This is a genomic window from Streptomyces sp. NPDC056224, assembly GCF_042267665.1.
Taxonomy (GTDB): domain Bacteria; phylum Actinomycetota; class Actinomycetes; order Streptomycetales; family Streptomycetaceae; genus Streptomyces.
Map to the genome: position 1 here is coordinate 106,055 of NZ_JBHJTK010000013.1, position 21,009 is coordinate 127,063.

At 74.0% G+C, this 21,009-nt stretch carries 18 protein-coding genes and 1 riboswitch; of the genes, 8 read left to right on the forward strand and 10 right to left on the reverse strand.

Annotation, left to right across the window (positions count from 1 at the left end; all coding sequences use genetic code 11):
• Window positions 1-142 precede the first annotated feature (142 nt).
• From ACFCZ1_RS18160 to ACFCZ1_RS18180, 5 genes are all read left to right on the forward strand, one after another.
• Window positions 143-787, forward strand: a complete 645-nt coding sequence (locus ACFCZ1_RS18160) for a response regulator (RefSeq protein WP_376679315.1) — start codon at window positions 143-145, stop codon at window positions 785-787.
• Window positions 788-849: 62 nt separating this feature from the next.
• Window positions 850-2,298 (forward strand): peptidoglycan D,D-transpeptidase FtsI family protein, encoded by a 1,449-nt coding sequence (locus ACFCZ1_RS18165; RefSeq protein ID WP_376679266.1) that lies wholly within the window; start codon window positions 850-852, stop codon window positions 2,296-2,298.
• 63 nt (window positions 2,299-2,361) lie between these two features.
• Window positions 2,362-2,853, forward strand: coding sequence for a GNAT family N-acetyltransferase (locus tag ACFCZ1_RS18170; RefSeq protein WP_376679267.1), 492 nt, complete (start codon window positions 2,362-2,364; stop codon window positions 2,851-2,853).
• A 92-nt stretch (window positions 2,854-2,945) separates the two neighbouring features.
• On the forward strand, window positions 2,946-3,653 hold the full coding sequence (locus ACFCZ1_RS18175; RefSeq protein WP_376679268.1) for a DsbA family oxidoreductase: 708 nt from the start codon (window positions 2,946-2,948) through the stop codon (window positions 3,651-3,653).
• Between the two features lie 69 nt (window positions 3,654-3,722).
• A complete protein-coding gene (locus ACFCZ1_RS18180) occupies window positions 3,723-4,775 on the forward strand; it encodes an aminotransferase class V-fold PLP-dependent enzyme (RefSeq protein ID WP_376679269.1) in 1,053 nt (350 codons plus the stop codon).
• 212 nt (window positions 4,776-4,987) lie between these two features.
• On the opposite strand, the gene ACFCZ1_RS18185 is transcribed toward ACFCZ1_RS18180, so the two are convergent.
• Entirely contained in the window at window positions 4,988-6,070 is a 1,083-nt protein-coding gene (locus ACFCZ1_RS18185) for a pyridoxal-phosphate-dependent aminotransferase family protein (protein ID WP_376679270.1), read from the reverse strand.
• Window positions 6,071-6,134: 64 nt separating this feature from the next.
• On the opposite strand from ACFCZ1_RS18185, the gene ACFCZ1_RS18190 reads away from it, so the two are divergent.
• Together ACFCZ1_RS18190 and ACFCZ1_RS18195 are read left to right on the forward strand one after the other, a co-directional pair.
• Window positions 6,135-7,220, forward strand: coding sequence for an amidohydrolase family protein (locus tag ACFCZ1_RS18190; RefSeq protein ID WP_376679271.1), 1,086 nt, complete (start codon window positions 6,135-6,137; stop codon window positions 7,218-7,220).
• A 272-nt stretch (window positions 7,221-7,492) separates the two neighbouring features.
• Entirely contained in the window at window positions 7,493-8,404 is a 912-nt protein-coding gene (locus tag ACFCZ1_RS18195) for an SCO1860 family LAETG-anchored protein (RefSeq protein WP_376679272.1), read from the forward strand.
• A 55-nt stretch (window positions 8,405-8,459) separates the two neighbouring features.
• Here ACFCZ1_RS18195 and ACFCZ1_RS18200 read toward each other — a convergent pair whose 3' ends face one another.
• Together ACFCZ1_RS18200 and cobC are read right to left on the reverse strand one after the other, a co-directional pair.
• Entirely contained in the window at window positions 8,460-9,713 is a 1,254-nt protein-coding gene (locus ACFCZ1_RS18200) for a CapA family protein (RefSeq protein ID WP_376679273.1), read from the reverse strand.
• Between the two features lie 118 nt (window positions 9,714-9,831).
• Entirely contained in the window at window positions 9,832-11,256 is a 1,425-nt protein-coding gene (gene cobC / locus ACFCZ1_RS18205; protein WP_376679274.1) for an Rv2231c family pyridoxal phosphate-dependent protein CobC, read from the reverse strand.
• 145 nt (window positions 11,257-11,401) lie between these two features.
• Here cobC and ACFCZ1_RS18210 point away from each other — a divergent pair, with 145 nt between their 5' ends.
• On the forward strand, window positions 11,402-12,127 hold the full coding sequence (locus tag ACFCZ1_RS18210) for a ZIP family metal transporter (protein ID WP_376679275.1): 726 nt from the start codon (window positions 11,402-11,404) through the stop codon (window positions 12,125-12,127).
• Window positions 12,128-12,129: 2 nt separating this feature from the next.
• Here the strand turns inward: ACFCZ1_RS18210 and ACFCZ1_RS18215 are convergent, their stop codons facing one another.
• The 7 genes from ACFCZ1_RS18215 to ACFCZ1_RS18245 form a co-directional block, all read right to left on the reverse strand.
• On the reverse strand, window positions 12,130-13,593 hold the full coding sequence (locus tag ACFCZ1_RS18215; protein ID WP_376679276.1) for a cobyrinate a,c-diamide synthase: 1,464 nt from the start codon (window positions 13,591-13,593) through the stop codon (window positions 12,130-12,132).
• Window positions 13,593-14,192 carry a cob(I)yrinic acid a,c-diamide adenosyltransferase gene (cobO, locus tag ACFCZ1_RS18220; protein WP_376679277.1) on the reverse strand — a complete coding sequence of 200 codons (600 nt, stop codon included), beginning with the start codon at window positions 14,190-14,192 and terminating at the stop codon, window positions 13,593-13,595. The genes ACFCZ1_RS18215 and cobO overlap by 1 nt, the downstream gene beginning before the upstream one ends.
• A complete protein-coding gene (locus ACFCZ1_RS18225; RefSeq protein ID WP_376679278.1) occupies window positions 14,192-16,324 on the reverse strand; it encodes a putative cobaltochelatase in 2,133 nt (710 codons plus the stop codon). The genes cobO and ACFCZ1_RS18225 overlap by 1 nt, the downstream gene beginning before the upstream one ends.
• 163 nt (window positions 16,325-16,487) lie before the next feature.
• Window positions 16,488-18,008 carry a cobyric acid synthase gene (locus tag ACFCZ1_RS18230; RefSeq protein WP_376679279.1) on the reverse strand — a complete coding sequence of 507 codons (1,521 nt, stop codon included), beginning with the start codon at window positions 18,006-18,008 and terminating at the stop codon, window positions 16,488-16,490.
• The gene (locus tag ACFCZ1_RS18235) at window positions 18,005-18,964 is read right to left on the reverse strand and encodes a cobalamin biosynthesis protein (RefSeq protein ID WP_376679280.1); all 960 of its coding nucleotides are present in this window, start codon (window positions 18,962-18,964) and stop codon (window positions 18,005-18,007) included. Before ACFCZ1_RS18235 ends, ACFCZ1_RS18230 begins: the two co-directional genes overlap by 4 nt.
• A gap of 58 nt (window positions 18,965-19,022) precedes the next feature.
• Window positions 19,023-19,106: riboswitch (cobalamin riboswitch) on the reverse strand.
• 138 nt (window positions 19,107-19,244) lie between these two features.
• On the reverse strand, window positions 19,245-19,466 hold the full coding sequence (locus ACFCZ1_RS18240) for a hypothetical protein (RefSeq protein WP_328925029.1): 222 nt from the start codon (window positions 19,464-19,466) through the stop codon (window positions 19,245-19,247).
• Window positions 19,467-19,491: 25 nt separating this feature from the next.
• Window positions 19,492-20,763 carry an anion permease gene (locus ACFCZ1_RS18245; RefSeq protein ID WP_376679281.1) on the reverse strand — a complete coding sequence of 424 codons (1,272 nt, stop codon included), beginning with the start codon at window positions 20,761-20,763 and terminating at the stop codon, window positions 19,492-19,494.
• Window positions 20,764-21,009 lie beyond the last annotated feature (246 nt).

The following is a 21,009-nucleotide window of genomic DNA, read 5'->3' on the forward strand; positions in this document are numbered from 1 at the left end:
GACCCCGGCCCCGGTTCCGGCTCCGGCCCCGACTCCGCCCCCGGGCCCGGGCCCGTTGGCGACCTCGGCCCCGGGCCCGGCGCCCACCGCGGCCCCGTTGGCGAAGCCGGCTGCGGCCTTGTCGCCGACGGGCCGACCGTCGCTGCGCATCGTGCTCTGCGACGACGAGCGGATGGTCCGCACCGCGCTGCGGGTCATCCTCGAAGCCGAAGCCGACCTGGAGGTCGTCGGCGAGGCGGCCACCGGGGCGGAGGCCGTCCCGCTGGTCCGCTCCCTCGCCCCCGACGTCGTGCTGATGGACGTGCGGATGCCCGAGATCGACGGGATCCGGGCCACCGAGCAGATCCTCGCGACCATGGCCGAGCCGCCCCGCATCGTGGTGGTTACCACCTTCGAGAACGACTCGTACGTGTACGGGGCGCTGCGGGCGGGTGCCGCCGGGTTCCTCCTCAAGCGGGCCGATCCCGACGAGCTGATCGGCGCCGTCCGGCTCGTCGCCCGCGGAGACTCGCTGCTCTTCCCGGCAGCCGTCCGCTCCCTCGCCGCGGCGTACACGGCCGACTCCCGGCCCGCCGCGTCCTGGGTGGCCCGGCTCACCGACCGTGAGGCCGACGTACTGCGGCTGATGGCCACCGGCCTGTCCAACCACGAGATGAGCGAGCGCCTCGGGGTCGGCCCGCAGACGGTCAAGACCCACGTCGCGTCCGTTCTGGCCAAGACCGGTGCCCGCGACCGCACCCAGGCGGTCATCGCGGCCTACGAGGGAGGCTTCATGAGGAAAAGCTGAGAACCCCGCCACAATCGGGGCAGAGCGGAACGCGCGGGACCACTGGTGCGTCCTTCTGGGGGATGAACAAGACGATCAGGCGCGCGTCGGTCTTCTGTCTGCTTCTGGTGCTGGCCCTGCTGGTCCGCGTCACCTGGGTGCAGGCATACCAAGGCCAGGCCCTCGCAGACGACCAGCACAACCGACGGAACCTCATCGGGCAGTACGAGAACCCGCTGGGCAACATCATCGTGGGCGGGGAGGCGATCACCGGTTCGACGAAGACGGGCGGCAAGGACTTCGGCTACAAGCGGACGTACACCGACGGTCCGCTCTACGCGCCGATCACCGGCTACAGCTCCCAGGCCTACGGCACGAGCATGCTGGAGGGCATCTACAAGAACGTCCTCAACGGCTCCGACAGCCGGCTGAAGACCGTGATGGACACGCTCACCAACAAGCGTGCCGCCCCGGGCAACGTCCTGACCACCATCGACAAGGACGTGCAGAAGGCCGCCTACGACGCGCTCCAGGGCAAGCAGGGCGCCGCCGTGGCCCTCGACCCCGCGACCGGCCAGATCCTCGGCGTGGTGAACAACCCCTCCTTCGACCCGGGCCGCATCACCGGCGCCAACGACGCCGAGGCTTGGGCGGAGCTCTCCGCCGACAAGGGCAAGGCCATGGAGAACGTGGCCCTGCGCAAGCCGCAGGCACCCGGTTCCACCTTCAAGCTCGTCACCCTCGCCGCGGCGATCGAGAACGGCCTCGTCACCAGCATCGACCAGCAGACCGGCATTCCCGACCCGTACACCATCCCCGGCACCCGCACCCTGCTGCCGAGCGAGGCGGGCTCCGCGGCCTGCAACAACGTTTCGGTGCGCACCGCCCTGCGGCTGTCCTGCAACAACGTCTTCGCCGAGCTCGCCTCCAAGCTCGGTCAGGACAAGATGCGCGCGACGGCCGAGAAGCTCGGCTTCAACATGCAGATCGACACCCCGGTCCGCACCAACCCGCCGAGCAAGTACCCGGCGAAGAAGATGTCGGTCGACCAGGTCGCGCAGACCGGTATCGGCCAGTTCGACGTCCAGGCCACCCCGCTCCAGATGGCGATGGTCACGGCCGCGATCGAGAACGGCGGCAAGCTCGTCGCCCCGCACATGGTCTCCGAGGTCACCGACGCCAACGGCAACGTGCTGGAGAGCTTCAAGGATCCCGAGTCCCGGCAGGTCATGAGCGAGAAGACGGCCTCGATGATCCGGGACGCGATGCGGACGGTCGCCACCGAGGGCGGCGGCAAGCCGGCCCAGGTGTCGGGCGCCGAGGTGGGCGGCAAGACGGGCACCGCCCAGCGCGGCGTCAACAACAGCCTCGCGCCGCTGGCCTGGTTCACCTCGTACGGCACGATGAACGGCAAGCAGATCGCCGTGGCCGTGGTGATCGAGAACTCGGACACCGACCGCTCCGAGATCGGCGGCGGGAGGCTGGCCGCGCCCATCGCCCAGAAGATGATGGAGGCGTGGCTGAAGAAGTAGCCACGACGCCCGCGCACGCGGCGCGCCGGGAACCGCCACGGTTCCCGGCGCGTTCCCCTTTTCATGATCAGAGCCGCGCGTCCCGCCGACCTCGACGCCATCGCCGCCCTCCACACCCGGGCCCGCGCCACCTACTACCGGGGGCGGATTCCCGAAGAGGCGTACGGCGGCGCGGCCGAACTCGCCCGCACCCGCGAGGGCTGGTCCCGGGCCATCGCACGGGCCGCCGCCGACGGCGGGGTCCTGTGCGCCGAACAGGACGGCGAGCTCACCGGGGTCGCGGCCTTCCGCACCGCGGACGGCGAGACGACCCTCACCCAGCTCCACGTCGACCCGGTGCACTGGCGCCGCGGCACCGGGGCCGCCCTCCACGCGGCCTGCCTCGACGTCTGGCGGCGCGCCGGCGTCCGCCGGGTCCGCCTGGAGGTGTACGAGCACAACCTCCGCGCCCAGGCCTTCTACGCCACCCACGGCTGGCTGCCGGAGCCGGAGCCCGCCGGCTCCGGCTCCCACCTCGTCCTCTGGCTCACGGTGGCCCCGCAGTCCGGGGAATGAGACCCGACCCCGGTTCGTTGAAGCGAGAACTGTTCCATTTCGAACAGCGAACCCATGTTCGGTCACCCACGGACCCGGAGAGAAGAAGGATCATGCGCGTCGAGATCTGGAGCGACATCGCCTGCCCCTGGTGCTACATCGGCAAGGCCCGCTTCACCAAGGGGCTGGCCGAGTTCGCGCACCGTGACGAGGTGGAGGTCGTCTTCCGGTCCTTCGAGCTCGACCCGGGCGGCGCCAAGGGCGTCACCGCGCCCGTCGTCGAGATGCTCGCCAAGAAGTACGGCCGCACCCTCGACGAGGCGCGCGCCATGGAGGAGCACGTCGCGGCCAGCGCCCGCGCCGAGGGGCTGACGTACCGCACCGACGGGCGCGACCACGGCAACACCTTCGACATCCACCGCCTGCTGCACCTGGCCGCCGCCCGAGGCCGCCAGGAGGAGCTGCTCGACCTCGCCTACCGGGCCAACTTCGGCGAGGAGCGGTCCGTCTTCGACCCCGAGGTGCTGGTCACGCTCGCCGTCGAGGCCGGGCTGGACGAGGCCGAGGCCCGTGCCGTCATCGCCGACGGCGACGCCTACGCCGAGCAGGTGCGCGCCGACGAGCGCGAGGCCGCCGAACTGGGGGCGAACGCGGTGCCGTTCTTCGTCCTCGACCGCCGTTACGGGATCTCCGGCGGACAGCCGGCCGAGGTGTTCACCCGGGCCCTGGAGCAGGCCTGGGCCGGGCGCGAGGTCGAGGAGCCGGCCGCCGGGGCCGAGGCGTGCGAGCCCGACGGTGCGTGCGCCGTCCCGCAGGTATAAGGATTCCTTGAGGTTGAAACACATAAATCGGTAATGGACTTTGGGTCGGACTCGGCGCAGAGTGGACGCATGGATCTTCTCGTCGAAGCTGCCCGTGCCGAGTTCGCCCATTCCACGACCTACCTCAACACCGCCAACTGCGGGGTGCTGCCGCGTTCCGCCGTCGCCGCCGTGCGGGAACTCGCCGAGGCGGCGGGGGCCGGAGTCCCCGCCGGATTCGGCGACTTCGACCGGGTGAACCGGGTCCGGGCCGCCTTCGCCCGGCTGGTCGGAGTCGGCGCCGACCGGGTCGCCATCGGCTCGGGGGTGGCCACCCACGTCGGCCTGGTCTCGGCCTCGCTCCCGTCCGGGGCCGAAGTCCTCTGCCCGGAGGGCGACTTCGCCTCCGTGATCAACCCCTTCGTGGTGCGCGGCGACCTCAAGGTCCGCTTCGCGCCACTGGAATCCCTCGCCGAGGCCGTCGGTCCGGACACCGCGCTCGTCTCGCTGAGCGCCGTACAGTCCGCGGACGGGCGGATGGCCGACCTGGCCGCGGTCCGCGCGGCGACGACCGCGCACGGGGCCCGCATGCTGGTGGACGCGACCCAGGCGGCGGGCTGGCTGCCCTTCGACGCGTCACCGTACGACTACACGGTCACCGCCGGCTACAAGTGGCTGCTCGGCAGCCGCGGAGCCTCGTACCTGACCGTGTCGGAGGAGGCCCAGCACACCCTGACCCCGCTGCACGCCGGCTGGGTGGCGGCCGAATCCATGTGGGACGCCACCTACGGGCCCATGCCGCAACTGGCCCACGGAGCCCGCCGGTTCGACGAGTCCCCCACGTTCCTCGCCTACCACGCGGCCGAGGCCTCGCTGGCCCTGCTGGAGCGGATCGGCATCGGGGCCGTCCACGCCCACGACACCGCCCTCGCCGCCCGCTACCGGGCCGGTCTCGCCCGCCTCGGCCACGAGCCGGTCCCCGGCGGGTCGGCCATCGTCTCGGTCCCGGGCCTCGCCGACCGGCAGCCGGCGCTCCTGGCCGCCGGCATCGCCACCTCCGCCCGCGCGGGCGCCCTGCGCGCCTCGTTCCACCTCTACGCCACCGAGGCGGACGTGGACCGGCTGCTGGACGCCCTCGCCTGACGCCGGTGCGGCCCTGCCGACGCCGGTGCGGTCCGCCCGACCCCGGCGTGGGTCTGCCTGCGGTCGGTGCGGTCCGCCTGACGCCGGTGCGGCCCCGCCGACGTCCGTGCGGTCCGCCTGACGCCGGTGCGGCCCTGCCGACGCCGGTGCGGTCCGCCCGCCCCCGGCGTGGTCCGCCTGAGGCCGGTGCCGTGCCGCCCGACCCCGGCGCGTCAGCGCAGGGCCGCGGCCCAGGCCGATTCCGCGGCGGCGAGGGCCGCGGCGGAATCGGTCCCCAGGGCGGTCGCGAGCGCCGCCAGGGCGCCCCGGACCACGGGCAGCGAGGCCGCGGGACCGTAGTGGTTGACCCGGAGCATCTCCCGCGCCAGCGCACCGCCGCCCGCGCACAGCGGCGCCGCCGGATCCGCGGCCACGGCCTTGGCCGCCACCAGCGAGGCGTCCGCCACCCGGAGGGTGGTGGCCACCGGCGCGGCCTCCGCCGCCCGGCCCACGTACGGGGCCACCCCGAGCTCCGCGGCGCCGGCGCGGGTCGCCGCCGCGGCGGCCGCGTGCCGGGCCGTCACCGAGGCCAGCCCCTCGCCCGCGATCCGGTCGAGGCAGGCCTCCAGCGCCAGCATCTCCAGCTGCGCCGGGGCGTGCGGCAGCGTCTTGCGCCCGCCGTCGATCCAGCGCTCCTTCCAGTCCAGGAGCGACAGGTACGAGCGGCGCGGCGCAGCCGGGTTCAGCGCGAACCGGTTCCACGCGCGGTCCGAGACCGACACCGCGGACACGCCCGCCGGGCCGCCCATCGCCTTCTGCGCGCCGATCACGCACAGGTCCACGCCCCAGGCGTCCGGCAGCAGCGGCTCCGCGCCCACCGACGCCACCGCGTCCAGCATGAACAGTGCCCCGTGGGCCCGTACGGCCTCGCCGATCTCCGCGACCGGGTTCGTGTTGCCGGTCGCCGCCTCCGCGTGGACCAGCGAGACGAAGTCGGTCCGCGGGTGCTCGGCCAGCGCCCGGGCCACCTGGCCGGCCGTCACCGCCGTGTCGAAGGGCACCTCCAGGTCCACCACGCTCGCCCCGCAGTCGCGCAGCCAGTTGCCGAAGGTGGTCCCGTACGGGCCGGTGACGATGTTCAGCGCGGTCGATCCGGGCCGCGCGCCCGACCGGATGCACCCCTCCAGCGGCAGCAGCGCCTCGCCCTGCGTGATCACCACGTCGTGCCGGGTGCCGAGCAGGTCCGCGACCCCCTGCTCGATCGACGCGAAGCGCTCCGCGGTGAGCGGCGGGAGGTCCAGGAAGGGGTGGGTCACGGTGGTGCTCTCTTCGTCCGGGGCTACCGCATGAGCCTACCGAGCGCGCCGTTACAGTCTCGGCATGAGCGATGTGCTGCACGTGAAGGGGCGGGTGCTGGTCGGGCCCCACGAGGTCCGCGACGAGCTCTGGGTGGTCGGGGGCCGGATCTCCTACGACCGCCCCGCCACGGCCGGGGAGGTCACGACGGTGACCGGCTGGGCCCTGCCGGGGCTGGTCGACGCGCACTGCCACGTGGGACTGGACTCCCACGGTCCGGTCGACGCCGCGACCGCCGAGCGGCAGGCGCTGACCGACCGCGACGCCGGAACCCTCCTGATCCGCGACGCCGGGTCGCCCTCCGACACCCGCTGGATCGACGACCGCGAGGACCTGCCGAAGATCATTCGGGCGGGCCGGCACATCGCGCGCACCCGCCGCTACATCCGCAACTACGCCCACGAGATCGAGCCGGCCGACCTGGTCGCGTACGTGGCCCGCGAGGCGGTGCGCGGCGACGGCTGGGTGAAGCTGGTCGGCGACTGGATCGACCGCGAGGCCGGGGACCTGACGGCCTGCTGGCCGCGCGCCGAGGTCGAGGCGGCCATCGCCGAGGCGCACCGGCTGGGCGCCCGGGTCACGGCGCACTGCTTCGCCGAGGACTCGCTGCGCGACCTGGTCGAGGCGGGCATCGACTGCGTCGAACACGCCACCGGCCTGACCGAGGACACCATCCCGCTGTTCGCGGAGCGGGGGGTCGCGATCGTCCCGACCCTCGTGAACATCGCGACGTTCCCGAAGATGGCGGCGGGCGGCGAGGCGAAGTTCCCGCGGTGGTCGGCGCACATGCGGCGGCTCCACGAACGGCGCTACGACACCGTGCGCGCCGCCTATGACGCGGGCATCGCGGTGTACGTCGGCACCGACGCGGGGGGTTCCCTGCCGCACGGCCTGGTCGCGGCGGAGGTCGAGGAACTGGTGAAGGCGGGGATCCCGCCGCTGGACGCGCTGTCCGCGACGGCCTGGGCGGCCCGTGAGTGGCTCGGCAGGCCGGGTCTGACCGAGGGGGCGCCGGCGGACCTCGTGGTCTACGACGCCGATCCACGGGCCGACGTACGCGCCCTCGCCAGGCCGTTGCGGGTCGTCGTGGACGGCAAGGTCCGGGCCTGAGCGACGGGTTGACACCGCGTGACATCGCGGGCCCGGCCGTCGTTAGGAAGGGCCGTGCTCGCCGGATGTCCGCGAAAGGAGAGAACTCGCGTTCTTCCCGAAGCGCAGTTAATCGAATGTGTGCATGGAAACCACCCCTTGGGGTGAACTCACGCCAGGTGCCTGACCGTTCACCCACAGTGCGTAAAGATTCCGGGGTCGAGGCCGTCGGCGCGCGCGATGTCCCCCATTGGCCGCGCGGCGGCACCCATCTCCCCGGGGGTTCCACCACCTTGAACAGCAACACCTTCCGCGTGCCCGCGGCCGTCCTGCTCGCCACGGGAGCGGTGGCCCTGCTCGCCGCCCCGCCCGCCTTCGCCACGGGAGGCGGCGGCGCCGGGGGCGAGGGCAAGGCAGGCGCCGTCGTCCTGCGCACCACCTTGGACGTGGGCCTGCTCAACAAGACCGCGCACCTTCCGCTGAAGACCTCCCTCAACGAGGTCAGCGCCCCGGCGACGGCCGAGAAGACGGCGCTGACGGTCACCCTGGACGGCGTCGAGGGCGGTGCGCCGGTCAGCGTGCTCCAGGCCGAGGTGGCCACCTCCAAGGCGACCGCGGACAGGAACCGGGCCGAGGCGCAGGCCAATCTCGCCAAGGCCCGCGTGCACGTCCCCGGGCTGCCGGCGCTCTCGCTCATCGAGGTGGAGAAGGTCACCTCCAAGGCCGTCTGCGAGGCCGGCAAGAAGCCGACGGCCAGCGCGAACGTGCTCGGGACGGTGACCGCCCTCGGCAAGCGGATCACCCTGTCGGCAGGCGGCCCCAGCAAGGTGGAGGTGCCGGGCGTGGGCCTGGTCAGCCTGGAGCTGTCCGGTACCCAGACCACCTCGACCACGGCGGCCGCGGTGGCGCTCCGCCTGAAGGTGTCGGTCAACCCGCTGGACCTGAACGTCGCGCAGGTCGAGGGCGAGGTCGTGCTCGCCGAGGCGCACTGTGAGACCCCGGCGGTTCCCGCGCCCTCCCCGTCCGCGCAACCGGACGTCAAGCCCCAGACCGCCACCGTCACCGGATCCGCCGTCACCAAGGAGGTCAACCTGGCCGAGACCGGCGGTGGTTCGCTGACGCCCTACGTCGCGGGCGGCGCGCTGTTCCTGCTCGGGATCGGCGGGGTCGCGCTCCTGCTGACCCGGCGGGGCCGGGCCTCGTAACGCGGTGGGGGCCGCGGGAGCCGCGCCGCCCGGGGGAGCACACGGAGGGGAGTGCTCAGCGGGTGGCGTGCTCCAGGCCCTGTGCGCCCGCACCGCGCGACAGCACGGCCTCGGTGACCTGCTGGTCGATCCGGGCGTACTCGCTCCGCTTGGCGGACGGGAGCGTGCCGTCCAAAGCCGCGCACGAGGCGCAGACGACGCGGAACGGCGGCCCCATGTCCGAGTACTGCGTGAGGAACTCGGCCTTCACCACTTCCCAGCGGCCCGTGTGGGCCGCCGCCGGGGCGAAGGTGAACCGGGGCACCGACGACTGGTTCCCGCGCAGCTTGTCGGCCGGTACGAAGCTGGCGACCTGGTCGCCCATGCCGAAGACCACCCAGGTGCCGTTGATCTTCTCGTAGGGCTGCGGTACGTGGTTGTGCGTGCCGATGATCAGATCGATGTCGGCGAGGCCGTCCGCCGCGCGGGAGGCGGTCAGGGCCTGCGCCAGCTCGCGCTGCTGCTCGTCGGGCGCCGTCTGCCACTCGGTGCCCCAGTGGACGCTGAGCACCACCACGTTCGCGCCGCCGGCCCGGGCCGCGCGGGCGTCGGCGATCATCCGGTCCCTGTCGATCAGGTTGACGGCCCACGGCTTGCCTTCGGGGAGCGGGATGCCGTTCGTGCCGTAGGTGTAGTCCAGCTGGGCGACCTTCGCGCCGCCGGCCGAGAGCAGGGCCGGGGCCTTGGCCTCCTGCGCGCTGCGGGCCGAGCCGACGTGCGGGATGCCGACCCGGTCGAGGTGTTCGAGGGTGCGGGCGAGGCCCTCGTACCCGTCGTCCAGGGTGTGGTTCGAGGCCGTGGAACAGCTGTCGTACCCGGCGTCCTTGAGCGCGTCGGCCAGCTGGTGCGGCGCCTTGAAGACCGGGTAGCCGGTGTAGGGGCCGCCGGGCCGTCCGTACGGTATCTCGTGATGGCATATCGCCAGGTCGGCCGCGGATATGAGGGGTTTGACCCCGGCGAGTATCTTCCGGAAGTCGTGCTCACCGGCCTCGTCGGCGTCGTCCGCGGACCGCTGGATGATCGACGGGTACGGGATGATGTCGCCCGTCGCCACCAGAGTGAACGGCCGCCCGGCCGGGGCCGTGCCGCCCGGCTCCACGCGGCCGCCCGGCTCCACGGGCGCGGGGTCGGGCTCGCCCTGCAGCCGCTGCTGCACGGCGGGCGCGCGGCCGGCGCCGCCGCCGTCGAGCAGCCGGGGCACGCCGTAGATCCCGCCGCCCACGACCGCCAGCCCGGCAAGGGCCGCGCCCGTCCTGACCGATGTCCTCATGTCCCGACCCCCGGTGTCGCAGCCACTGCGGGGATCCTGTCCCGGCCCCGCCCCCGCGGCCATCGTAGGCGGGCCATCCGGGTGACGGCGCCGGCGGCTCGCCCGGCAGACGCACAGGTCAGGTGGCCGCGGCCAGGGTCAGGGCGTGGTCCAGGGCCTGGAGGAGCCTGCCCGTCGTCGCCCGGTCGCGGACCGCCAGCCGGAGCCAGGACCGGTCCAGCCCCGGGAAGGTGTCCCCGCGGCGGACGGCGAAGCCGAGGGCGCGCAGCCTGGTGCGCACCGCCGCCCCGTCCGCCACCTGGATCAGGACGAACGGCCCCTGCGCCACTCCCACGACCGTGACCTCGTCGAACTCCGCGAGCCCGGCCAGCAGATGGGCCCGGTCCACCGCGATCCGCCGCGCCGCCTCCTCCGCCTCGGCCAGCGCCGCCGGCGTCACGCAAGCCTCGGCCGCCACCAGCGCCGGGGTGGACACCGGCCACAGCGGCTGGGCGGCCGCCAGCTTCGCGATCACCTGCGGCTCGGCCAGTACGTAGCCGATCCGCAGCCCCGCCAGCCCCCACGTCTTCGTCAGGCTCCGCAGCACCACCAGCCCGGGGACGTCCATCCGCCCGGCCAGGGCCTCCCGTTCGCCCGGGACGGCGTCCATGAACGCCTCGTCCACCACCAGGATCCGGCCAGGCCGGGCCAGCGCGGCCAGCGTCGCCGCCGGGTGCAGGACCGACGTCGGGTTGGTCGGGTTGCCGACCACCACCAGGTCCGCGTCCTCGGGCACCGCCGCCGGGTCCAGCCGGAACCCGTCCGCCGCCCGCAGCACCACCCGCTCCACCCGGTGCCCCGCGTCCCGCAGCGCCGCCTCCGGCTCGGTGAACTGCGGATGCACCACGACCGGCCGTTCGGCGCCCAGGGCCCGGGCGATCAGCACGAAGGCCTCCGCCGCCCCGGCCGTCAGCAGCACCCGCTCGAGCGGCAGCCCGTGCCGGGCAGCCACCGCCGCCCGGGCGGCCCGGCCGTCGGGATAGGCGGCCAGGTCCCCGAGGGAGGCGGCGATCCGCTGCTTGAGCCACTCCGGAGGCGTGTCCGCCCTGACGTTGACCGCGAGGTCCACCAGGGCGGAGCCCGCGTCCATCACCTCGGCGTCGCCGTGGTGGCGCAGGTCATGCGCCTGCGCCGTGGCCACCGCGCAGGTCGCGGCCACCGACCGCCGCTTGGGCACGAGGAGTTCGCCGCCGCTCGCGAGCGCCGCGGCCTCCGCCACCGAGGGGGTCCCCGCGGCGGTGCGCGCCGCGTCCGAGGGATGCGGCACGGGGATCTCGGCCAGCCGTTCGGCGGAGTAGACGACGAGGGGTACGCCGAAACGTTCCGCCGCGCCCGTTATCCCGGCCTCTCCCGCCTTCGAGTCCACCGTGGCCAGCGCCGTCACCGCCGCCGAGGCCAGTCCGGCCCCCCGGAGCGTCTCCTCGACCAGGGCACAGACCTCCGCCACGGAAACGCCCGCGCGTCCCCCGACCCCGACCACCAGCTGTGTCGCGTACTCGCCCACCGGATGTACTCCCTCCGTAGTCACCGTCACCGTTACCGTCACCGTCACCGGCACCTCACCGCCACCGGTCCGTCGTCAACAGTCCGCCACCCGCAGCCCGCGGGCGAGAGTGCGCGCGGGGCGGGGAATCGGTATGCAGGGGCACATGGCCGTGATCGTGGCACTGGGCGCGTTCCTGATGACCCTGGCGGGCGGATGGACGGCGCAGCGCGTCACCGACCGCCGCCACCTCGTACTGGGCCTGGCGGGCGGCCTGATGCTCGGCGTCGTCGGCCTCGACCTGCTCCCCGAAGCCCTGCACGCGGCGGGCACGGAGGTGTTCGGCGTCCCGCTCGCCCTGCTGCTCTTCGTGGGCGGATTCCTGGTCGCGCACGTCGTGGAACGGCTCCTCGCCGTACGCCAGGCAGCGCACGGCGCGGACGACGGCGCCCGCGCCCCGAGGGTCGGGCTCACCGCGGCCGCCGCGATGGTCGGCCACAGCCTCGCCGACGGCGTGGCCCTGGGTGCGGCCTTCCAGGTCGGCGGGGGGATGGGGGTGGCCGTGGCGCTGGCCGTCATCACCCACGACTTCGCCGACGGGTTCAACACGTACACGCTCACCAGCCTCTACGGCAACGACCGCCGCAAGGCCCTGATGATGCTCTTCGCGGACGCCGCCGCCCCCGTCGTCGGCGCGGCGTCCACTCTGCTGTTCACCCTTCCGGAGGAACCGCTCGGCGCCTACCTCGGCTTCTTCGGCGGCGTCCTGCTGTACCTGGCGGCCGCCGAGATCCTGCCCGAGGCGCACCACGAACACCCCGCCCTGTCCACGCTGATGTGCACGCTGGGCGGGGTGGCCGGGATCTGGCTCGTGGTGGGGATCGCGGACTGAGTTCACCCCCGGGCTGCCGCGGCTCGCGCGAACCGGCGGGCCACGGAGGGCTCCGCCGCCCAGTGCGTGTGCAGGTAGCTGGCGTGCACGCCCTGCCGTACGAAGCCCTCGACGCGCCGTTCCGGGTGCGTGAACCCCCACGCCGGTGCGGCTCCGGCGCCCGGTTCGATCACCGTGCGGTGGAACTCGTGGCCCCGCAGCCGGGTCCCGGCGGGCGCGAGCGCACTGTCGGACACCGCCACCGCCTCGCGGTAGCCCAGGGTGAGGCGCTCCGACATCCGGGCGTCGGCGTCGAGCACCCCGCACATGGGCGCCCCGTCCAGGGACCGCGCGAGGTACAGCAGCCCGGCGCACTCGGCGGCCACCGGGCCGCCCTGCGCGGCGAAGTGGGCCACGGCCTTGCGGAGCGGCTCGTTGGCCGACAGCTCGGGCGCGTACACCTCCGGGAAGCCGCCGCCGATCACCAGCCCGGTGGTTCCCTCGGGCAGCGCCTCGTCCCGCAGCGGATCGAAGGTGACGACATCCGCTCCCGCGGCGGTGAGCAGCTCCGCGTGCTCGGCGTACGAGAACGTGAAGGCGGCCCCGCCCGCGACGGCGACGACCGGCCGCCTGCCGGCGGCTACTCCGGGGCCTGCCGGTGCGGCGCCGTCGCCGGACTGCCCGTGGGGCGGTTCCAGCCCCGTCGGCGTGTGAGGCGCGGGGTTCGGTGCGGAGCCCCGAGTGCCCGTCAGGGCACCCTCCGGCGACCACGGTTCGCAGGCCAGTGCCGGGGCCGTGCGGGCCAGGGCCAGAAGGGCATCCAGGTCGCAGCCGGCCCGGACCTGATCGGCGAGGGCCGCCACCGCGGCCAGCGCATCCGCGCGCCGCTCCGCGACCGGGACCAGCCCCAGGTGCCGCGACGGCGCGGCCACCTGCGGAGCCCGGCGCAGGACGCCGAGCACCGGCATCCCCGCCTCCTCCAGCGCCTCCCGCAGCATCACCTCGTGCCGGTCGGAGCCGACCTTGTTCAGGATCACGCCACCCAGCCGCACCTGCGGGTCGAAGGAGGCGAATCCGTGCACCAGCGCCGCCACCGACCGCGACTGCGACGAGGCGTCGACGACCAGGACCACCGGCGACCGCAGCAGCTTCGCGACCTGCGCCGTCGACGCCAGCTCACCCCGTCCCGCGGCCCCGTCGTACAGGCCCATCACGCCCTCGACCACGGCCAGGTCGCACCCGGCCGCCCCGTGCGCGAACAGCGGAGCGACCAGCTCCGGCCCGCACATGAAGGCATCGAGGTTGCGCCCCGGGCGGCCGGTGGCCAGCGCGTGGTAGCCCGGGTCGATGTAGTCCGGCCCGGCCTTGTGCGGGGACACGGCGAGGCCGCGCTCCGAGAAGGCCGCCATCAGGCCCGTGGCGACGGTGGTCTTGCCGCTGCCGGACGACGGCGCGGCGACGACCAGCCGGGGAACGTTGGACGACATCACCACTCGATGCCCTTCTGGCCCTTCTGGCCGGCGTCCATCGGGTGCTTGACCTTGGTCATCTCGGTGACGAGATCCGCGAACTCCAGCAGCTTCTGCGGTGCGTTGCGCCCCGTGATCACCACGTGCTGGGTGCCGGGACGGTCGCGCAGCACCTCGATGACCTCGTCGACGTCGATCCAGCCCCAGTGCATCGGGTACGCGAACTCGTCGAGAACGTACAGCTTGTGCGTCTCGGCGGCCAGATCGCGCTTGACCTGCTCCCAGCCCTCCTTGGCCGCCTGCTCGTTGTCGAGCTGTGCGTCCCGCTGCACCCAGGACCAGCCCTCGCCCATCTTGTGCCAGACGACGGATCCGCCCTCGCCGGAGGCACCGAGCACCTTGAGCGCGTTCTCCTCGCCGACCTTCCACTTCGCCGACTTGACGAACTGGAACACCCCGATCGGCCAGCCCTGGTTCCAGGCGCGCAGCGCCAGCCCGAAGGCCGCCGTCGACTTGCCCTTGCCGGGGCCGGTGTGGACGAAGACGAGCGGACGGTTGCGGCGCTGGCGCGTCGTGAGCCCGTCGTCCGGAACGACGGTCGGCTGTCCTTGCGGCATTACGCGGCCCTCCTGTGGGTGTGCGGTGCGGGAGATGCGTGAGAGGCGGGAGATGACACTGCGGTACGTACGTTCTTCACGAGCCCGGCCAGCGAGTCGGCCCGCAGCCCGTCGAGCGTGACGGAGGGACCGCCGAGGTCGGTGGCCAGTACCCCGGCCAGCCCCAGCCGGACCGGCCCCGACTCGCAGTCCACGACCACGGACGCGACGCCCCCGGCCTGCAGCAGCCGGGCGCTGCGCCCGGCCAGCTCCCGCGGGTCGCCGGCCACGCCGCCGGCCGAGGTGGCCCGCCCGTCGGTGACGACCACCAGCAGCGGGCGCCTGCTCGGATCCCGCAGCCGTTCGATCCGCAGCACCTCGTGGGCCTTCAGCAGCCCGGCGGCGAGCGGCGTGCGGCCACCGGTCGGCAGCTGTTCCAGCCGGGCCGCGGCCGCGTCCACCGACGACGTGGGCGGCAGTGCCAGTTCGGCGCTCGCCCCCCGGAAGGTGATCAGACCGACCTTGTCCCGGCGCTGGTAGGCGTCCAGGAGCAGCGACAGCACCGCGCCCTTGACCGCGCTCATGCGCTGCCGGGCCGCCATCGAGCCGGAGGCGTCGACGACGAAGAGGACGAGGTTGCCCTCGCGGCCCTCCCGCGTGGCCTGGCGCAGGTCGTCCTTGCGGATCACCAGGCCGGGCCCGCTGCGCCCGCGCGCCTTCTGGTGCGGGGCGGCCGCGTGCACGGTGGCCGCCAGGTGCAGTTTGGTCAGCTGCCCCCGCGGGCGCTGGGCCCCGGTGGTCCGGCCGTGGGCGGTGCGGGCGCGCGAACGCCGTCCGGCAGCGCCCTCGCCGAGCCCCGGCACGCTCAGCACCTTGGCCCGGAACGGCTCGGCGGCCCGCACGGCGGCCTGCTCGGGCCCGCCGGCTTCCCGGGCGGAGGGCTGCGGGGCCTCGGGGGCGTCCGAGGGCGCGCTCTGCGCGGACTCCGGTGCGGACTCCGGCTCCGGACCCGGCTCCGGCGGGGCGTCGGACGCCTGGGGGCCGCTGCCCTGCGGGGGCACGGGCGCTCCGCCGCCCCCCTCGGGGCCGCCGTCGTCGTCCGGGCCCTCGGGCTCGGGGTCCGGCTCCGGGCCGGGCTCCTCGTCCTCGAACCGGTCCAGGATCTCGTCCAGCTTGTCCTCGTCCAGGCCCGGCGCGTCGAACGGGTTGCGCCGCCTGCGGTGGGGGAGGGCCAGCAGCGCGGCCTGGCGTACGTCCTCCTTCAGCACGGTGGTCCGGCCCGCCCAGGCGGCCAGGGCCGTCGCGGTCCGGGCCATCACGATGTCGGCCCGCATGCCGTCGACCTCGAACGCGGCGCAGGTCGCGGCGATCTGGAGCAGCGCACCGTCGCCGAGCACCACCTGCGGGAGCAGCGCCCGGGCCGCCACCACCCGGGCGCGGACCTCGTGCTCGTCACCGGACCAGCGGGTCGCGAAGCCCGCCGGGTCGTCCTCGTAGGCGAGCCGGCGGCGAACCACCTCCACCCGCTGGGCGGGCTCGCGGGAGGCGGCGACCTCGACGGTCAGCCCGAACCGGTCGAGGAGCTGCGGGCGCAGCTCGCCCTCCTCGGGGTTCATCGTGCCCACGAGCAGAAAGCGTGCGGCGTGGCGGACGGACACGCCCTCGCGCTCGACGTACGAGGCGCCCATCGCGGCGGCGTCCAGCAGCAGGTCGATCAGGTGGTCGTGGAGGAGGTTGACCTCGTCGACGTACAGGATCCCGCGGTGTGCGTCGGCGAGCAGGCCGGGTTCGAAGGCCTTCACGCCTTCCGCCAGGGCCCGTTCGATGTCGAGCGCGCCGACGAGGCGGTCCTCGGAGGCGCCGACGGGCAGCTCCACCATGCGGGCGGGCCGGGCACCGCCCGGGCCGGGTCCGTGCGGGCCGTCCGGGCAGGCCGGGTCCGGCGCGGCCGGAGCGCACGAGAACCGGCAGCCGGGGACCACGTCCACCTGCGGCAGCAGCGCGGACAGCGCGCGCACGGCGGTGGACTTGGCGGTGCCCTTCTCGCCGCGCACCAGCACACCACCGACCGCCGGGCTCACGGCGTTGAGCAGGAGCGCCAGCCGCAGGTCGGTCTGGCCGACCACTGCGGTGAACGGATAGGGCGTGCTCATGCGTTGCTCACTCCTTCGAGGGTGGTGCGGACCGTTGCCGTGTACGGCGCCGTCGCCGGGGCTCTGCCCCGGACCCCGCGCTTCAATCGCCGGCGAGGCTGGATCCGGAGGCTCTGTTCAGGGAACTGACGGGCAGGGGAGCAGCCCCGCCGGGCCGCGCCCGTCACGGCGCGCCCGGGGGGAGGAAGGGCAGGCCCGCCGGGGCGCCGGCCTCGATCAGCCGCAGCAGGGCGTCCGTGTCGGCGTGCTCCGCGATCAAGTCGCCCAGCAGGTCCAGCTGCTCCTCGCGCAGGGCGGAGAACGAGGTGTCGGCGGCCGGCACGAACCGGCGCCCGGCGGCCGAGGCCACCTCGCGCAGGAACGCCCTGCGGAAGCCGTCGGACTCCAGCGAACCGTGCCAGTGCGTGCCCCAGACGGCCCCGACCCGGCAGCCGTCCAGGAACGGCTCCCCGCCCAGGACCTCCGCCACCCCGTGGTGGATCTCGTACCCCTCGACCGGCTCGCCGAGCGCCGAACCCACGGGCCGCGCCAGGGTCTTCTCCCGCTCGAAGCGGACGCGCACGGGCAGCAGCCCGAGGCCGTCCACCGCTCCCGCCCGTGATTCGACCTCGTCCTCGATGCGCTCGCTGAGCACCTGGAAACCGCCGCAGATGCCGAGCACCGGGCGGCCCTCGGCGGCCCGCCGGACCAGGGCGTCGGCCAGCCCGCGCTCGCGCAGCCAGGCGAGGGCCTTCACCGTCCCGCGCGTCCCGGGTACGACGACCAGGTCCGCGTCGGCCAGCTCCTCGGCCCGGTCCACGAACCGGACCACGACCCCCGGCTCCGCCGCGAGCGCGTCGACGTCCGTGAAGTTCGACATCAGCGGCACCGCGCACACGGCGACCCGCAGCACGTCCTCGCCGACCGGCGGGGCCACCACGGACTCCCGTACCGCGCCGCGCAGCGAGACGCGCAGGCCGTCCTCCTCGTCGATGCCGAGCCCGTGCTGGAAGGGCAGCACCCCGTACGTGGCGCGGCCGGTCAGACCGCGCAGCATCTCCATGCCGGGCTCCAGCAGTGAGACGTCCCCGCGGAACTTGTTGACCAGGTACCCCGCGATCAGCGACTGGTCCCCGGGCGACAGCAGCGCCGTCGTGCCGAAGAAGGACGCGAAGACCCCGCCCCGGTCGATGTCCCCGACCACGACCACCGGGAACCGCGCGGCCCGCGCGATGCCCATGTTCACGATGTCCGTCCGGCGCAGGTTGATCTCGGCCGGACTGCCCGCCCCCTCGCAGATCACGGCGTCATACGTGCCCCGCAGCTGCTCCAGGCAGTCCGTGACGATGCCGAGGAGCTGCTCCTGCCGCCCGCCGTGGTAGCCGCGTGCGCTCATCTCGCCCACCGGCTTGCCCAGCAGTACGACCTGGCTGCTGCGGTCGCCGCCCGGCTTGAGGAGCACCGGGTTCATCAGCGCGGTCGGCTCCACCCGGGCCGCCTGGGCCTGCATGGCCTGGGCGCGCCCGATCTCGGCGCCCTCCCGCGTGACGAAGGAGTTCAGCGACATGTTCTGCGCCTTGAAGGGCGCCACCTTCACGCCCTGGCGGGCCAGCCACCGGCAGATGCCCGCCGTGACCACGCTCTTGCCCGCGTCCGACGTGGTGCCCGCGACGAGCAGTCCGCCGCCGCGCTTCGCGCCGCTCATGCGCGCCCCCTCCGTGATGTACGGGAGACCAGCAGCCGGGCCGCGACGCACGCGCCCAGCGCCAGCCAGGTCACCTGCCGCGACAGCCGGACCGCCCGCTCGATGTCCGCGACCTCCACCGGCTGCCCCGCCCCGCCGTTCAGTACCGCCCGGTGCTCGACCCGCCCGCCGTACGCGAGGGTCCCGCCCAGCCGTACCCCGAGCGCCCCCGCGAAGGAGGCCTCCACGGGACCGGCGTTCGGGCTCGGGTGCCCGGCGGCGTCCGCGCGCCAGGCCCGGGCCGCCCCCCGGCGGTCCGGGCCCGCGAGGACGGCCGCCAGCGCGGTCAGCCGGGCCCCCGGCCAGCCCGCCACGTCGTCGAGCCGGGCGGAGGCCCAGCCGTAGCGGAGGTGGCGGGGCGACTTGTGGCCGACCATCGCGTCCAGGGTGTTCACGGCGCGGAAGGCCAGCAGCCCGGGGACGCCGGCGACCGCGCCCCAGACCAGGGCCCCGACCACCGCGTCGGAGGTGTTCTCCGCGACCGACTCCACGACGGCGCGCGCCATCTGCTGCTCGTCCAGGGAGTGCGGGTCGCGCCCGCACAGGTGGGGCAGCCGCTCGCGTGCCACCTCGGCGTCCCCGGCGGCGAGGGCGCCGCCGATGGCACGGGCCTCCCGGCCGAGCGAGGTGCCCCCGACGACGGCCCAGGTGGCGGCGGCGGTCAGGGCGATACGGGCGGCCGCGGGCCGGGAGCGCACGGCGCGGGCGCCGAGCGCGCCGACGGCGGCCGCGCCCCCGGCGCAGACCAGGGTGTGCAGGACGCCCCGGGCGCGGTCGTCGCGCCACAGGGCGCGCTCGACAGCGGCGGCGGCTCGTCCGAAGGCGGCCACGGGGTGCCCTCGGCGCGGATCCCCGAGGATCCGGTCGCCGATCAGGCCCGCCGTGGCGCCGTACGCGAAGACGCGATCGGCACGCATGGTGGCAGGTATGTCCTCACTCAGGGTCCGCGCCCTGGTTCGACGTGTCCGGCGGCGAGAGTTCCTGGCTCCCGGGTCGCACTCGGTCGAGTGCCCCGGTGACAGTGGCGGGACCGCGCCGGATTCGCACCGGACTTCCTCTCCATGCCGCCGTATTGGCCCGGGCAGTCCACCACGCGCCGAGAACGCCCGTCAACTCGCCGTTGACCTGCGCCGGGGCATACGAAAGCTCCCCCCGGGAGAATCCCGGGGGGAGCCTTCACACGTGGTGATCCGCGCCTCAGGCGACGATCAGGTAGATCCCGTACCCCACGGCCGCCGTGACGAGCGCGAAGCAGGCGTACGCACCGCTGCGGGCCAGGGTGGCGGTGCCGCCCTGCTCGGTGGCGGCCTCGTGCTTGGACAGGCCCACCAGGCCCAGGGTGAACAGGGCCACGAGGGCGACGGTGGCGGAGAGGCTGACCCCGAAAACGGAGCCGAGTGCTTCCCAGTCGATCTTCATACTGCCGTTCCTCTGTGTGTCTCGGTCAGACCGCGGCGGCCGGAGCTGCCGGGGTGGTCGTCGCGGCCGGGATGGTGGCCTTGAGGTCCTCGTTCGTCACGGCGGCGGTCGTACCGGCCGCGGCCGAGGCGGTCGGCGGGACGGTGACGGCGGCCATGGCCGTGGTGACGACGCCCGGCTCCTCGGCGTCGGCCGGCTGCACGTCGTTGACGTTGTGGTGGTCGACGACCTGGCGGCGGGAGATGAACCAGATGGCGGCGCAGGAGGCGACCAGGAAGACCGCGACGGCGGCGACGCCGACGTCACCGGAGCGCATGACCAGCTCGGCACCCGCGGAGACCAGGGCGGCGGCCGGCAGGGTCAGGCCCCAGGCGATGAACATGCGGGTGGCGGTGGACCAGCGGACCACGCCGCCCTTGCGTCCCAGACCCGCACCCATGACGGCGCCGGAGCACGCGTGGGTGGTGGAGAGGGAGAAGCCGAGGGAGGAGGAGGCCAGGATGACGCTGGCGGCCGAGGTCTGGGCGGCGAAGCCCTGCTGCGGGTGCAGGTCGGTCAGGCCCTTGCCCATGGTGCGGATGATGCGCCAGCCGCCCAGGTAGGTGCCCATCGCGATGGCCATGCCGGCGGAGACGATGACCCAGACCGGCGGGTTCGCGCCGGACTCCAGGGCGCCGCCCGCGATGAGCGCCAGGGTGATGATGCCCATCGTCTTCTGCGCGTCGTTGGTGCCGTGCGCGAGGGAGACGAGGCTCGCCGAGGCGATCTGCCCGGCGCGGTAGCCCTTGGAGGAGGTCTTCTCGCCGACCTTGCCGCCGAGCTTGTACGTGACCTTGGCGGCCAGCATCGCGGCCACACCGGCCACGATCGGAGCGGCGACTGCGGGGATCAGCACCTTGGTGACGACCACGCTGCCGTTGACCGCGCCGATGCCGGCGGAGGCGACCGCGGCACCGATCAGGCCGCCCATCAGGGCGTGCGAGGAGCTGGAGGGGAGCCCGACCAGCCAGGTGACGAGGTTCCAGAGGATCGCGCCGACGAGGGCGGCGAAGATCACTTCTGGCTGGATGCCCTCCTCGTTGATCAGGCCCTTGGAGATCGTCTTGGCGACCTCCACGGACATGAACGCGCCGACGAGGTTGAGCACGGCGGACATGGCCACCGCCGTCTTGGGCTTGAGGGCGCCGGTCGAGATGGTGGTGGCCATCGCGTTGGCCGTGTCGTGAAAACCGTTCGTGAAGTCGAACACGAGAGCGGTGATGATCACGATCCCGAGGAGAAGCGTTATGTGCTCCATTTACCCAGGCTTCTGTTTGGCGTCAGTGGCTCGGCGACCGTAGGCAACCTGGATGAACGGAAGGTGAACTGACTCGGGCGAAGCGGTGTCCTGGCGCGGCATGTGATCCTGTCATTCGTCCCGATTCTGTCGTAGATATATCGATTAATGCACGTCAAAGCCGGGTGAACGACCACTCCGCCCGGGGCTTCCGGCGCCGCGGCCCGCCCTTGCGGGTCCCGGAAAGAGACCTAGATCACCCCGGCG

Bases quoted from the DNA above. Each gene is read 5' to 3' on its own strand.
- ACFCZ1_RS18245 (WP_376679281.1), bottom strand. From the start codon at position 20,763: ATGGAGCACATAACGCTTCTCCTCGGGATCGTGATCATCACCGCTCTC.
- cobO (WP_376679277.1), bottom strand. From the start codon at position 14,192: ATGCCGCAAGGACAGCCGACCGTCGTTCCGGACGACGGGCTCACGACG.
- ACFCZ1_RS18165 (WP_376679266.1), top strand. From the start codon at position 850: ATGAACAAGACGATCAGGCGCGCGTCGGTCTTCTGTCTGCTTCTGGTG.
- ACFCZ1_RS18225 (WP_376679278.1), bottom strand. From the start codon at position 16,324: ATGAGCACGCCCTATCCGTTCACCGCAGTGGTCGGCCAGACCGACCTG.
- ACFCZ1_RS18190 (WP_376679271.1), top strand. From the start codon at position 6,135: ATGAGCGATGTGCTGCACGTGAAGGGGCGGGTGCTGGTCGGGCCCCAC.
- ACFCZ1_RS18175 (WP_376679268.1), top strand. From the start codon at position 2,946: ATGCGCGTCGAGATCTGGAGCGACATCGCCTGCCCCTGGTGCTACATC.
- ACFCZ1_RS18180 (WP_376679269.1), top strand. From the start codon at position 3,723: ATGGATCTTCTCGTCGAAGCTGCCCGTGCCGAGTTCGCCCATTCCACG.
- ACFCZ1_RS18240 (WP_328925029.1), bottom strand. From the start codon at position 19,466: ATGAAGATCGACTGGGAAGCACTCGGCTCCGTTTTCGGGGTCAGCCTC.
- ACFCZ1_RS18230 (WP_376679279.1), bottom strand. From the start codon at position 18,008: ATGAGCGGCGCGAAGCGCGGCGGCGGACTGCTCGTCGCGGGCACCACG.
- ACFCZ1_RS18210 (WP_376679275.1), top strand. From the start codon at position 11,402: ATGGCCGTGATCGTGGCACTGGGCGCGTTCCTGATGACCCTGGCGGGC.
- ACFCZ1_RS18235 (WP_376679280.1), bottom strand. From the start codon at position 18,964: ATGCGTGCCGATCGCGTCTTCGCGTACGGCGCCACGGCGGGCCTGATC.
- ACFCZ1_RS18215 (WP_376679276.1), bottom strand. From the start codon at position 13,593: ATGTCGTCCAACGTTCCCCGGCTGGTCGTCGCCGCGCCGTCGTCCGGC.
- ACFCZ1_RS18200 (WP_376679273.1), bottom strand. From the start codon at position 9,713: ATGAGGACATCGGTCAGGACGGGCGCGGCCCTTGCCGGGCTGGCGGTC.
- ACFCZ1_RS18170 (WP_376679267.1), top strand. From the start codon at position 2,362: ATGATCAGAGCCGCGCGTCCCGCCGACCTCGACGCCATCGCCGCCCTC.